This is a genomic window from Aquiflexum sp., from assembly GCF_041749095.1.
Taxonomy (GTDB): domain Bacteria; phylum Bacteroidota; class Bacteroidia; order Cytophagales; family Cyclobacteriaceae; genus Aquiflexum.
This window is the reverse complement of record NZ_JBGTCA010000439.1, coordinates 17,545-32,970: the sequence shown is the minus strand read 5'-3', so window position 1 is coordinate 32,970 and position 15,426 is coordinate 17,545. Positions and strand designations below refer to the sequence as shown.

Genomic DNA, 15,426 nt, shown 5'->3' with positions numbered 1-15,426 from the left:
CAGGTGGTCTCAGCACACCAAGGAGGGGGAGCGGAAGCCACATCTGCAACGCTTCTTGGAGAAGGAGCTGTAACCAATAGAATGGAAGAAATCGACTTCTCTTTTGAAGGGATCATTGCCCATGAGATAGCCCATCAATGGTGGGGAGACCTCATTACTTGTAGAAGCTGGGAGCATAGCTGGATGAATGAAAGCTTCGCCACCTATTCCGACTACTTGTATAAAAGATTCGACTGGGGTGAAGATGAAGCCGCATTTGACCTATTGAAGAAAAAGAATGCCTACCTGCGTGAAGCACATAATAGGTATATGCGCCCCATTGTCTTCAACCGGTATGAAACTCCGGGACAGAACTTTGACAGCCATGCCTATCCCAAAGGAGCTTCAGTATTGAATATGCTTCGTTTTGTTTTGGGTGACGATACCTTTTTTAGGGTCATTAGTCAATTTCTCCATAGATTTGAATTTCAGGCAGTAAGCACCCAAGATTTTATTCAATGTGCCAAAGATGTCAGTGGCTTGAACTTGGATTGGTTTTTTGAACAATTTCTATTTCATCCGGGTCATGCCGTATTTGAGGTCACAAAAAACTGGGATGAAACCACTAAGATCCTTGCGTTGGAAATAAAACAAACACAGGATAAGTGGGATAATGTGCCTATTTACAGTATTCCCGTTAATATCGGATTTTACCATAAGGATGGAAAAACGGTTGAAAAAGTATGGCTGAAAAAGGACATAGAAAAATTTGAGTTCAAACTCGATGCAGCCCCCTTATTGGTCCGCTTTGATGAAGGAAACCACCTGCTTAAGGAATTGACATATCTTAAAACCGAGGAAGAGCTTTTGTTTCAGGTGGAAAACGACGATGTTACCGGCAGAATATGGGCCATTGACCAACTGAAAGCCTTTCACAGTTCTCCGAAAACGATTCAGAAATGGACGGAGCTGGCAAAGCACGATAATTTCTGGGCTGTCAGGGAAGCAGCTATACAGAACTTGTCTGAATTCCATGGAAACAGTGGTAAAGATATTTTTTTACATGCCATCAGCGATACCAATTCAAAAGTCAGAGCAGCGTCCATAAAAGCACTGGGGCAACTAAAAGACCCCTCCATGATAGGTGATTTCAGGCATATCTATGAAACGGATGAAAGCTATCTGGTAAAGGCACAAGCACTTATAGCGATAGGTGAAAATGGCAATCAATCACAATTGAGATTTCTCACCGAAGCATCAAAAGTCAGATCGCCCCGCAATACATTGAAAAATGCTGCAGAGCAGGCAATTGAGCTAATTCGTAATTCGGTTCGATAGTTAGCCTATTCAATTTAAACAGTTGAGCTTAAATAAAATTCTTACCTATCCACTGAATTTCCTATTTCCACAAAGGAGTACCATAAAACTTCATTTAAGATGCCAGTTACATTTCGCCAAATCATTTTGATCATGCCTGTACTGCGTAGCATGTTAAAGGTTATTTCTTTAGGGCTCCTTCTTTGGGGTAGTTGGCAATGTTCTCCTACTGCAAGCAACCTTTCTGAGGAAAATTTCAAAAATCCTCCCATGGAATACCGTCCCCTTGCCTATTGGGATTGGTTGAACGGCTACATAGATACGGCTAGAATGGTCTATGAACTGGAACAGATGAAAGAAAAGGGAATGCAAGGTGCATTTATATGGGATGTGGGGGCTATGATTGATCCTGAGAAAATGGTTCCCGCAGGACCTGCTTTTCTAGGAAAAGAATCATTGGAGTATATTTCCCTTGCGCTAAAAACAGCATCACGGCTTGGCCTAAATCTTGGATTGATTACCTCCAGCAGCTGGAATGCCGGAGGCCCGTGGATTGATACCTCTGATGCAACTAAGCACTTGGTAAGTACCCGTCAACGTGTATCGGGTCCGGGGCTTCAGAAAATCACTATCAACATACCTGATTCAGAAGGAAGTACTGCTGAAAATCACTCCTTAATTACTTCAATTGCCATTCCCTATTTGGAAAGCATGGTAATTGATCATTCGGGGAGTTCGGTCTTCTATTTGGATGAATTTACTGAAAAGGAAAGCATAATAGCTTGGAACGTGCCGGCAGGTGAGTGGGAAGTTCACTCATTTTTCATGAGCAATACGATGCAAAATCTATTTGTTCCAAGTCCCAATTCAGATGGTCTGCTTATTGACCACATGAGCAAGAGAGCCACTAAAGTCCATTTCGATACCATTATTGCGAGATTGGCAAGTACCAATGCGCCCTTAAATTCACTCAAATACCTGGAAGTTGACAGTTATGAGCTTGAGATTTTAACTGACTTTACACCCGGATTCATTGATGAGTTCAATCTCCGCTATGGATATGACCCTGTGCCGTTTTTGCCGCTATTTCAGGGGTATACCAGCTCTGATAGTGTTGTTGCTAAACGGTTCCGTGGTGATTACAGCCGATTGGTAAGCGATTTGATTATTGAAAATCATTTCCATCAGGGAACAGAAATTACAAATGCGAATGGTATGCTGTTATTTGCCGAAGGCGGCCATGGTGGAACCTCAAGGGTAGACCCACTTAAGGCCATGGGGCAAGTCGATGTTCCGATGGGCGAATTTTGGAACCGTCAGCGGCATTGGGTAACCAAGGAAGCCTCCAGTGCAGCACATATCTACGGAAATAACATTGTGGCCTCTGAGTCGCTTACCGGTTGGCAACACTGGCAGCACGGTCCAACTGACTATAAACAACTAAGTGATGTCGCTTTTTGCGAAGGACTTAACCAGGTTGTATTTCATACTTTTGCCCATAATCCTGCAATTGCAGGCAAACCCGGTTTTGCCTACCATGCCGGTGAACATATCAATGTGAACGCAACTTGGTGGGACATGTCCAGGCCATTTATGGATTACCTTAGCAGATGCTCCTATATGTTGCGCCAAGGAAATGCAGTTTCAGATGTGCTGTTGTATTATGGAGACGATGCTCCCAATCTTGTACCACCCAAACGGATTGACCCCAACTACACACCCGATATGCCCGGAATATTTCCCCATTGGTTTAATGACAAAACCAAGTGCCCGCACTGCGGAATTCCCAAACCAATTGATCCAGGTCGGCTTCCGGGATATGATTATGATTACGTAAATGAAGATATTATTTCAAGTACCCTACAAGTCGAAGATGGAAAACTGACCTTGCCCCACGGGCAATCTTACGGGGTAATGATGCTGCCCGATAGGATGGACATCTCGCTTGAAGTATTGAAAAGCCTCGAAAAACTTATTTTTAATGGAGCAGTAGTTATAGGTCCCAAACCGGAGAGGGCCACTTCCCTGAAAAATTTCCCTGCGTGCGATAGAGAGGTTGAAGCCCTTGCAGATAAATTATGGGGAAAATGTAATGGGAAAACCATCCTTTCCAATCAGTATGGAAAAGGGACGGTTTACTGGGGGAAATCACTCGAACAGGTATTGAAGGAACGGAAAATCAGCCCCGATTTTGAAGTCTTGGGAATTGATAATTACCACAGGGAAATAGATTACATGCATCGGCAGACAGCAACAGAAGATATATACTTTGTATCCAACAGCAGTGAATCCGAAAAGCATTTCACCGCTGTTTTTAGGGTTGATGCAAATAAATCACCTGAAATATGGGATGCTGAAACAGGATTGATTCAGCGGCAAGTAGAATTCACTGAGGTAGAAAACGGTATAAGTATGGACTTTGTAATGGATCCACTTGCTTCTAGAATTGTTGTTTTCAGAAATGGTAAGAAAGGCAAAAATGACCCGGGATTGAGGTTCGACTTGCAATTTGGTTTTCACAGGGCAGAAAAGAGTGCCCCATCAATTGACCTGACTTCTGATTGGAACCTTGCTTTCGATACCCGGATGGGAGGACCCAAACAGTATCTTATGAAAACGCTTACCAGCTGGACTGATATAGATGTAGACGGCATCAAATACTATTCAGGCACAGCTACTTATACAAGAGACTTTACCCTAGAACAGAGCGTGTTATCAAATGAAACAGAGGCATTTGTTGTTTTCGAAGGTGTACAGAATATGGCCAGGGTGTTTATCAATGGCAATGATTGTGGCATTGTTTGGACACCTCCATACAGGGCAAACATCACTCCCTACCTGAAAGCAGGCAACAATAAGATCAGGGTTGAGGTGGTAAATACATGGAACAACCGGATCGTCGGCGACCTGAAAAACCCTAACGATACACCATACACAAACAGCAATGTGAAATCAAGTAAATTCAAGGCAAATTCACCATTGCTGGAATCAGGATTACTTGGTCAAGCCGAAGTAATTTTCATTCTAAACCAATTTTAAATCCCGGACTATTGACAGAAATCCTGTAATCCAAGACTGTGAATCATTTCATTAAAATCATGCAACTAAAATCCTTTCTTATATATATTGGAATATGTGGACTGATCGCTACTCAGGCTTTTGCCAGTGAATATCATGTTTCCATTAGCGGGAGTGATGACTATTCAGGTACAATGAATCACCCTTTTAAAACCATTGGGGCCGCAAATAGGGCAGCCAGGGCCGGAGATACCATCACCGTCCATTCAGGCACTTACCGTGAATGGATAGATCCGATGTATGGAGGCACCAGCCACCTGAACCGAATTGTCTACCGGGCAGCTGAAGGCGAAGAGGTGTTTATAAAAGGATCGGAAGTTATCAGAGGATGGGAAAAAGCGGGGCAAGGTGTTTGGAAGGTAACATTGGACAATGCCTTTTTTGGGGATTACAATCCATACAGGGAATTAGTTTCAGGCGACTGGTTCCTTAATTATGGCAGAAACCACCATACTGGGGAGGTGTACCTTAACGGAAAGTCTTTTTATGAAATTGATTCTCTGGAAAAAGTATTCAAACCTGAAATTCTTAAAGATGCGCAGGATAAGGAAGGCTCTCTTTTCCAATGGTACAGTGAAAGATTTACACCATACCATTATCCCCATTCCACAAAAATCGCCGGAATAATGACAACGATGGAAGGTGACGACCGATACATCAACAATATCTTTATTAAAACAACTGCTCCGGATTACGATATTTTTGAAAAAGCCAACCGTCCGAAACGAAAAGAAGGCACTATGGGATTTGGGTTGGCCATCTATGATGAACATCCGTCACACCTTTCCGAATCGAATTTCCAGATTTATGAAATGTCCAAGGAAAAGCTGCCAGTTGTGGCAAAAAACAATCTTTACCTTAACGGAGCGGTTCCCTACACCAACGGCGTCAATGAATTTGTTTTCAATGGTTCCGGATCGGATATCAGCTTGGAAAAAAAAGAAGATGGGATTTACCTGAAATTAACCACAAATGGAAAATCCGGAAATGTGCCTGCCAAACTGCTAAACAGCCATGCATTTGGGGAAGCAATGGTGCCTGAGGTTCCTTTTGAAAATCCGGATGGCAATATGGTATGGTTTGACAGGGATTACTTTAATGCCATCAGAGAGGAAAGCAACAATTCTGCAGGGCCTTTCAGTAATTTAAAATTACTTGATGAATATGTAAAAATATGGCCCAGGTAACCATTGAAACAGGATTAAGGAAAATGAGGGGCGACTGAGGTATGATAAAATTTACATTTTGACTTTAGTACAAAATAAGGGAGATTGAATGATAGGAGAGAATAGGGGCAGTAAAATTCAATAAGAAAAAAATGAGAATAAAATTATTAAATAGAATATTTCAGTTAATATTTTGCTTGTTTCTTGCTGGCTGCAATAATGAAATGCCGCAAGATGACCATCTTATTGAAGGATTCAGGAATCCTGGTGTAGAAGCAAGGCCCCGGGCATATTGGAACTGGCTGAATGGTGATGTATCGCTTTCCGGAATAACCCGCGACCTTGAAGAGGCCAAAGATAAAGGGCTTGGCGGATTGCAGATGTGGGATACCGAGGCCATGAGAAACCCTGACGGATTTGTTCCTGCCGGGCCGCCCTTTTTAGGAGAGGAATCGGTAAATGCGATTCATCATGCAATAAAAGAAGCCGGGCGCCTGAACCTTGAACTAGGTCTTATCTGTGCAAGTGGGTGGAATTCAGGAGGCGCTTGGGTAACACCTGAAATGGCAAGTAAAAACCTATTTCATGTAGGTATAGTTGTTTCCGGTTCTAATCAGATCAAACAGACATTGCCGTTTCCTGAAGTTCCGCAGGGCTGCCCAAAAGGTCCTGATGGTTTGCCTGCTTGGTATTTGGATGTGGCTGTTCTGGCCTGGCCCCAATCATCAGATAATAGAATCTCTGATTTGTCAGAAATCTTGGACATTTCAGACAAATTTAAAGATGGAGAACTGAACTGGAAGGCTCCTCCGGGCAAATGGCATATAGAGAGGTTCGTTTGCAGTAACAACGGACAGCAGTTGATCGCAGCCAGTCCTAATTCGAAGGGTTTCTTTATTGATTTTCTGGATCCTGAGGCCACACGATTTCATTTTGAGTACATTTTTAAGCAATTGGGAATCGAAAAAGACAACAAAGAAAATTCTCCGCTCAAAACCCTGGATGATGACAGTATGGAATTGCATGAGGGTATTCAATGGACGAAAGACTTTCAGAAATGGTTTAAAGATCAACATGGTTACAGTCCAATAAATTGGTTGCCTGTGTTTTTAGGATGGGAAATCTTAAATGAGGATCAATCCAAGCGGTTTGAATATGATTATAAAAAGTCTGTTAGTGATCTTTTGATACACAGTCATTACACCACAGGAAGCATGGTGTGTGAAGAATATGGTGTCCAACTGGTAGCTGAGGCCGGGGGTCCCGGTCCTCCATTTTGGGAAAGTTGCCCGGTAGATGCCCTGAAAGCATTGGGTAATGTACACATACCAAGGGGTGAGTTCTGGTTGGGAAATCCGAGGAATCTTTTTTTAATTAAAGAAATCGCCAGTGCATCGCATATTTATGGGAAAAAATATGTTGATGCAGAGTCATGGACAACCTGGCGCCGTTGGAGGGATGGCCCTTTTGAAAGGAAAAGGCTTGTTGACCGGGCCTTTTCTGAAGGACTGAACCGGGTCACTTATCATGGGTTTGCGCATTCGCCTGTGGAAGATCAATTTCCCGGACGCACTTACCACGCAGGGATTGACATGAATCCCCAAGTGGTCTGGTGGTCCAAGGCACGTCCGTTTATGGATTATCTTGCACGCTGTAGTTTCATGCTTCAACAAGGTCTTTATGTTGCCGATGTAGCTTATTATTACGGGGATCAGGCTCCTAATTTTTGGCCTTACTATCATAATGTTCCTGAAAAGCCAAGAATTGATGGGCTAGGCCCAGGTTACGAATATGATGTCGTGAATTCAGATGTCATCATAAACCGGATGTCTTTCAAAGACGGCAGGATTGTGCTTCCTGACGGCATGTCTTATCGTGTTCTGGTTCTTCCTGATAAGTCTGATATGCCATTGGAGGTTTTGAGCAAATTGGAAGCCTTGGTTTCTCAGGGAGCTGTCATTATTGGCCCAAAGCCGACTGAAGTACCAGGTTTGGCCAATTTGGAAAGTAACACAAAAGCGATTCGTGAACTGGCGGGAAAAATGTGGGGAGGAATCAACGGCTCAACGATTAAAGTAAATAATTACGGAAAAGGACAAATTGTGTGGGGATATACCCCTGAAGAGTGGCTAAAAAAAATAGGGATTGGGCCTGATTTTTCAACACAAAATTCTCAGGCAGATTCCGGATTTGACTTCATTCACAGGGAAACAACGCTTTCCCATATTTATTTCATCATTAATAAAACGCTTGGCCAATTGAGTACTGAGTGTACTTTTCGGGTCGAAAATACAGCCCCACAATTATGGGATCCATCTGATGGTTCTATAGTGGACCAACATGTTTTTCAATCTAAGGATGGGGGTATTACTATACCGGTTGTTCTTCCACCGGGCGGCTCTACTTTCGTGGTTTTTAAAAAAGGTTTTTCAGGAATTGGGTTGGATGCCGTTTTGAAGGAAGTCACAAACGACGATCAACTGCCGACAGAAAAGGTGTTGAATGTAAAAAGGAATTCCGTAGAAATGGAGTGCTGGCAAAATGGAAAGTACACGATTGTAGGGAATTCCGGGAAGCAAATACAGGCTATAGTTGAAAAAATTCCCACACCCTATCCAATCGACGGAGCCTGGCATGTGGAATTTGATCCTAAATGGGGAGCTCCCGGAAAGGTCGAATTTCCTGAACTTATTTCCTGGACAGAACATGATAACATAAGCATTAAATACTATTCCGGAAAAGGGACATATACAAAAACCATCACAGTTCAGGATGAATGGATGGGTAAGGGAAAAAATATTTACCTGGATATTGGAGATGTAGGGGAAATAGCTGAAATTTTTATCAACGGGAATTCAGCCGGAGTCGTCTGGAAACCACCATTTAAAGTTGATATAACAGGACAAGTAAAATTTGGGGATAATGAACTGAAAATTGAGGTTATGAATCTTTGGGTCAACCGCTTAACAGGTGATAAAGACCTGCCGGAATCGGAACGTTTTACGAAGACAAATATTCGATCCGACGGAGGTAGTTGGTTGGAAAATTATTCGGAATGGCATATAGAGCCCGCAGGATTATTCGGACCGGTCCGCTTGCTTTTTTCCCGAAATGTTGAAGTTAAGTAGTGGATAAAAAATTTAAAGAAGGTATTATTCACTAGTGTTATGTTAACTTTAATATTTAAAGGTTATCACCATCGCGAAAAGATTCTAGTTACCCATCTTTGCGTCTCTGCGGGAAAGATTGTCAATTCATCCTTAACATAGCACTAGAATACTGATCTGAAAAACAACCTGACTAATGTTTCTTTAAGAAGTTTATTGGAGCTAATCATAAAAATTCTAATCGTTGAAGTATGAGTGTCATTTTAAAATTAATTCTGGGGGTTATGACGGGGTTTTTTGGCTACTACTATTTTACTGATGTTTTCAGAAACAGGAAAACGTTTTCAGGTAAGCCATGGTCAGGTCTTTTAGGAACCGGATTCATCACCAACTTTTTCGACACATTGGGGATTGGAAGTTTTGCACAGCAGACCGCAATTTTTAAGTTTTTTAAACTTATCGATGACCGCCTGATCCCTGGAACAATGAATGTGGGGAACACCATTCCTGTTGTAGTTCAGGCTTTTATATTTATGACTGTAGTTGAGGTGGACACACTTACCTTGGTCTCCATGTCAACAGCCGCACCTTTGGGTGCGTTGCTGGGAGCCGATATTGTGTCCAAGATGTCACGAAGCAGGATTCAGATAGGATTAGGTTTTGGCCTGCTGGCTGTGGGCCTGATTATAATAGCCGGTTTCTTAAATTTGATGCCAACCGGAGGTGAGGCCATAGGACTGACAGGTTGGAAATTGGCTGTTATTATAGGTATGAGTTTTATTTTTGGTGCCTTGCAAACCATCGGAGTCGGATTTTATGCTCCCTGCATGGCGATGGTCTATGCGCTTGGGATGCATCCACTCACTGCCTTCCCCATCATGATGACGGCAACTGCTATGCTAATGGCAGCAGGAGGAGCCAGGTTTGTCAAACAAAATGCTTATGACAGGAAAGTTTCATTTTCGATAACAATTGCCGGAGTCATAGGCGTGTTTCTAGCTGCTTATGTTGTCAAGTCTTTGCCCTTGTTAATTCTCCGATGGGTGGTCTTATGTGTTGTTCTTTATACTTCGGGATGGATGTTTCTCTCTGCCTTCCGAAAAGAACCAGAATCGAAACTAAGTGTTGGGAAGAAAAAATATAAACCTGAAAATTATTGACATGAACAAATTTTGCTTAATAGTATTGGTTTGGTTTGCTTTTTCTTGTACAGAATCCAGGGAAAATTGGTTTGACTGCGGATTATGTCCGGAAATAGGTGCCAAGTGGTTGGAGGAAGACAGGCCATTGCCCACCTCCGATTCCTTGTTTTATGCCCCTCGTCCAGCACCGATGTTCAGGAAGGAGTTTTTGGTAACTTCGGAGGTTGACAGTGCCGTTCTTTTCATTACATCCGCCGGTTATTACAGAGCCACTATTAATGGCGACACCATTGGGAAAAATGTACTCGATCCAGCATGGACCGATTATTCCAAACGAATTTATTTCACAGAATACGATGTCTCCAACCATCTCAAAGCAGGAGAAAATTGCCTTGGTGTAATCTTGGGTAATGGTTTCTACAATCCCCTTCCCCTTAGGAAATGGGGAAGAAGAAACCCAAGGGAAGACCTTTCGGTAGGCAAACCCACTTTTTTAGCGAGGTTACGGGTTACTTACAAAGATGGAAGTGTCTCCGAAATAGTGACCGATGACACCTGGAAGCACATCTTCGGACCAATTATAAAAAACAGTGCCTATTTGGGTGTTTTGTATGATCAAACCAAGGAAATACCCGGATGGGATCTACCGGGTTTCAACGATGCTTTATGGAAACCTGCAATATCCGGTAAGGGTCCGGGAGGAACCTTACAGAAAGCCTTTTTCCCGGCCGTTCAAGTAACAGAGGAAATTAGCCCCAAAGCCGTGTACGCTGTAGCAACCGGCAAATACATCGTTGATATGGGAGTGAATTTTACAGGTACCTATAGAATTAAACTTAGGGGAAATGAAGGGGATAACATTACTTTTAGATTTGGCGAGCGAATATATGAAGACGGGACTTTGAATCCCATGACCACGGTTGTTGGTCAAATTAAGCGGGAGGGCATAGGCGGACCTGGCGCTCCTCCCATAGCCTGGCAAACGGACAGCTATATTCTTGGCAAGAAGGAGGCTGTTTTCACACCTGATTTTGTCTACAGGACCTATCGATATATGGAAATTGAAGGATTAAAGGAGGCACCATTGCTTGCTGATATTCAGGGCTTATTTATCCACTCTAATGTTTCTGATAAAAATAGTTTTGAAAGTTCAAACCCCTTATTGAATGACATCCAAGCCGCTGTAAAAAGAACTTTTCGGTCCAATTTGGCCAGTGTTCAGTCCGATTGTGCCGTGCGGGAGAAGTTTGGATACGGAGGGGACCTCAATGCAACGAGTGAGTCTTTTATCTACAATTTTGACATGCAGGATTTCTACCGGAAGACGGTATACGACTGGGTCGATGCCATGAATGATTCGGTCTTTGTGGATACGGCTCCTTACGCAGGTATTAAGTATTGCGGCATCAGTTGGGAATCAGCTTATTTAATTACACAATATTACCTTTATCTCTATTATAATGATACCGCAATTATAGAAGAACTTTATAAATTAAATATAAAGTGGATGGATAAGGCGGCAAGGATTCACCCGGAAGGTTTGGTTAATGAAGGGCTCGCAGACCATGAGTCTCTTGAACCCGTTCCGGTGCAATTAATTGGAACAGGCCATTACCTTCAATGTGCCAACATCATGGAAACCTTTGCCACCATTATGGGCGATTCCAAAAGTGCTGCTAACTATGCCCAACTGGCAGCTAACTTAAAGGGAATTTTAAAAGAGACTTTTTGGGATAAAGCCGTGGAAACTCCTATCAATAAGCAAACCTTATTTTCAACCCTGTTATTTCATCAGGTAATTCCGGAGGTAGACTTGGGGCGGGCAAAAGATTCCCTGCTGCTTGCCGTGAAAAACGGTCCCTCAGGTCATTTTAATTCCGGGATTTTTGGCACAAAATACATTCTGGAAACATTGTCGGACCATGTGTCTCCGAATGAAGTTTATAACGTGGTAAATAGCACCAATTATCCAGGCTGGGGTTACATGATCGATAGAGGTGCCACTACCATTTGGGAGACTTGGAAAGAAAGTGATGACACTTTTACCAATTGCCATCCGATGTTTGGAACTGTTACCGAATGGTTTTACAGGTGGCTTGGGGGGATTCGTCCTGATCAGGAGTATCCAGGATTTAGAGAGTTCACGCTGGCCCCAAGAGCTCCTGATGGGTTATCAAACATTTCAACCAGCTACCACTCACCCTTCGGTGAGATTGTTTCTAATTGGCGGAGAGGGTTGGGAGATGAAATGGTGTACGAAATGAAAATACCAAAAGGAAGTAGGGCAAGGGTTTCATTACAATTTAAAGCTTCGCAAGTGATATCTATAGTGTCAAAGGAAGGTGGCTTGAAACCTGAAAATATCAAAGGTTTGGAATCCGGAAAATTTATATTGGAGGAAGGATATTATACTGTAATTGTTTCAGGCAATAGAGGTAATGGATAAAAACAACATGAAGGGAACTTTTAATAAGCCTTCTATCGCATTTAAGCCCCCAAATATTCCATATGTAAATGGACGCCTGCATAAGCCTCTTTACGATGGGCCTAGATAAATCGAAATTTGAAAATGGCCGGATTTTAACCCAAAGGAGTTAATATATAATACCCTTTGGTTAAAATGGTGGAATTTTAAGCAATGCCTTTTTTCTATTTTTACCTTGGCAAAATAAACCCACTATACCAAGCTGGTCACCAAAATTGATAAGATGCACAGATTTGATATCAAATTTCGGATTATAGGGATTGTTCCTGTAGTTCTCATATTGTTTTTTACCTTTTTCCAATTCTTAGGTTGCACCCCGGCAGAAGAAAAATCAGTATCCTCGCTATCAGAAGAAGAATTTCGCAATCCCTCCAAGGATAACAGACCACTGGCCTTATGGACCTGGTTAAATGGTTACGTTGATACTACCCAAATGGTCTTTGAGCTTGAGCAAATGAAAGACAAAGGTACGCGGGGGGCATTGATCTGGGACTTGGGTGCATTAATGGATCCGGAAAAACTGATTCCAGGCGGTCCGGCCATGTTAGGAGATGAATCTTTAAAATATTTTTCACTTGCACTTGCTACAGGAAAAAGGTTGGATTTGGATTTAGGATGGGTTGCTGCAAGCAGTTGGAATGCAGGAGGGGAATGGGTGGAGGAGGAACACGCATCGAAAGAATTGGTAAATTCCAGTCAGTTTGTAGAAGGCCCATCCCAAATGAAATTCCCCATTTTGGAGCCAACAAGTATACGTAAATCCGCATCCCGAAATACTTTGATTACAACCGTTGCCGTTCCATTTTCGGAAAACAATGTTATTGACTTCAGTAAAGGAGAGGCTATTGTACTGGATGAATTTTCCAAAGATGGAAAGTTTTTTGACTGGAATGTCCCTCCGGGAAAATGGGAGGTTCTTTCCTTTTTTATAAGCAATACCGGACAGGAATTGGTTGTACCCAGTCCCAATTCCAGCGGGTTGATAATTGACCATCTGAGTAAGGATGCCACCAAGAATTATTTCGATAGTATTTTTAATAGGTTGGCGTCCATAACTTCTCCGGACAAGCAATTCAAATTTTTCATGCACGACAGCTATGAGGTGTGGGAAGCGAATGATTGGAGTCCTCTTTTTCTGGAAAAATTCCAGGAGATTTACGGGTATGATTCCAGACCTTATCTTCCTTTAATTCAAACCCATATCAGTAGCGATGATCGATTGGCAAAACGATTTTTGCATGATTATACCAAATTGATCAGTGACATGATGATTGAAAATCATTTTGCACAATCAACTGAAATTGCGGAAAAACATGGGATTGAGATGATCATTGAGGCGGGGCATGGTGGAAACGTAAGGGTCGAACCCTTGAAAGCGCTTGGAAATTCCCATATTCCTATGGGGGAATTCTGGAACAGGCAACGACATTGGGTAACCAAAGAAGCCTCCAGTGCTGCCCATATTTATGGAAAAAAAATCGTTGCCTCTGAGTCACTTACGGGATGGAATCATTGGCAGCATGGTCCTACTGACTTTAAGCAACTTATTGACATAGCCTTTTGCGATGGTCTGAACCAAATTGTCTTTCACACCTTTTCTCATAATCCTAAAATTGCCGGCAAGCCGGGATTTGTCTATCACGCCGGGGAACATATCAACGTCAATGCCACATGGTGGGAAATGGCCCGGCCTTTTATGGATTATATCGCACGATGTTCCTATATGCTGCGGCAGGGAAATTTCGTGGCAGACGTACTCTTATATTATGGAGACGAAGCGCCCAATCTGGTGCCGCCCAGAAGATTGGACCCAAACTATACACCGGATATGCCGGGAATTTTCCCCACTTATTTCTATGACGAAAGCAAGTGCCCCCATTGTGGACGACCAAAACCGATAAACCCCGGCAAGCTTCCTGGATATCAATATGATTATATCAATGAGGACATCATTACCACAACCCTGGGAACTGAAAATGGAAATTTCGTATTGCCACATGGTCAATCCTACAAAATATTGGTGCTTCCCGACAGGGAGGACATTTCTCTAGAGGTATTAAAACGGCTTGAAAGACTCATTTTTGACGGAGCTGTGGTAATAGGAAGAAAACCTGAAAGATCCACTTCTCTAAAAGGTTATCCAGCAGTTGATGCTGAGATAAGCGAAATAGCTGAAAAAATCTGGGGTGATTGTGACGGTAAAAAGTTACTTTCTAATAAATACGGAAAAGGCGCCATTTACTGGGGAAAAACGGTGCAGGAAGTATTGGATGAGCTTGCGATTCCACCGGATTTTGAGATTTCCGGCACTGATAATCATGACCTGCATATTGACTTTGTTCATCGAGTGACCGACAATGAAGATATTTTTTTTATCTCCAATAGCAGTACTAAGCAAGAAAAAATAACCGCAGTCTTCAGGGTGGATCAAGACAGCAAACTCGAAATCTGGGATGCCGAAACTGGATTGATACAACGGGACGTCAACTACACCAAGGTGAAAAATGGGTTACAACTCGAATTGACTATGGATCCGCTTGCTTCCCGGTTTGTCATTTTTCGAAAGTACACAACCGGGAAAAATGATGACGGTTTGTACTATGACTTGCAGAAGGGACTTCAAAAAAAACTTCAATCAAAGAATATCCACCAATCCATTGATCTTTCCTCCCAATGGAATATTAGTTTTGATCCGGATTGGGGCGGGCCTAAATCCATTAAATTGGACAGACTTATAAGTTGGTCCGATTTGGAGGATGAAGGAGCAAACTATTACTCCGGAGCTGCGGATTATACCCGGGAATTTAGCATTGAAGAGGCTGCACTGTCTCAGGATGTAGAAGCTATCGTTTCCTTTGAGAATGTGCAGGAAATGGCGCAGGTTTTTGTCAACGGAAAGGACTGCGGAATTGTATGGCTGCCACCTTATTCAACTCGAATCACCCCTCACTTAAAAGTTGGAAAAAATATGATTACCGTAAAAGTCATAAACACCTGGAATAACCGAATAGTAGGAGACCTGAGGAATCCAGGTAAAACTCATTTTACCCAAACAAACGCCAAATCAAAATTCACTAAAAATAGCCCCTTATTACAATCTGGCTTGATGGGAAAAGCGGAGATAAAATTTATAACTAAATGAAAGGATGATG

Annotated in this window: 7 protein-coding genes; all 7 read left to right on the top strand. The window is 42.5% G+C overall.

Going from position 1 to position 15,426, the window contains the following annotated elements:
• On the top strand, positions 1-1,317 hold a 1,317-nt coding region (locus ACEW8O_RS20410), incomplete at its 5' end, for a M1 family aminopeptidase (RefSeq protein WP_373496479.1).
• 99 nt (positions 1,318-1,416) lie between these two features.
• A complete protein-coding gene (locus tag ACEW8O_RS20405) occupies positions 1,417-4,335 on the top strand; it encodes a glycosyl hydrolase (RefSeq protein ID WP_373496478.1) in 2,919 nt (972 codons plus the stop codon).
• 59 nt (positions 4,336-4,394) lie between these two features.
• Positions 4,395-5,561 carry a DUF1565 domain-containing protein gene (locus tag ACEW8O_RS20400; RefSeq protein WP_373496477.1) on the top strand — a complete coding sequence of 389 codons (1,167 nt, stop codon included), beginning with the start codon at positions 4,395-4,397 and terminating at the stop codon, positions 5,559-5,561.
• A gap of 203 nt (positions 5,562-5,764) precedes the next feature.
• Positions 5,765-8,668 carry a glycosyl hydrolase gene (locus ACEW8O_RS20395; protein ID WP_373496476.1) on the top strand — a complete coding sequence of 968 codons (2,904 nt, stop codon included), beginning with the start codon at positions 5,765-5,767 and terminating at the stop codon, positions 8,666-8,668.
• A 230-nt stretch (positions 8,669-8,898) separates the two neighbouring features.
• Positions 8,899-9,807 carry a TSUP family transporter gene (locus ACEW8O_RS20390; RefSeq protein WP_373496475.1) on the top strand — a complete coding sequence of 303 codons (909 nt, stop codon included), beginning with the start codon at positions 8,899-8,901 and terminating at the stop codon, positions 9,805-9,807.
• A 1-nt stretch (position 9,808) separates the two neighbouring features.
• Complete coding sequence (locus ACEW8O_RS20385) at positions 9,809-12,235, top strand: family 78 glycoside hydrolase catalytic domain (protein ID WP_373496474.1); 2,427 nt, start codon at positions 9,809-9,811, stop codon at positions 12,233-12,235.
• A gap of 262 nt (positions 12,236-12,497) precedes the next feature.
• A complete protein-coding gene (locus tag ACEW8O_RS20380) occupies positions 12,498-15,416 on the top strand; it encodes a glycosyl hydrolase (RefSeq protein WP_373496473.1) in 2,919 nt (972 codons plus the stop codon).
• Positions 15,417-15,426: the final 10 nt, after the last annotated feature.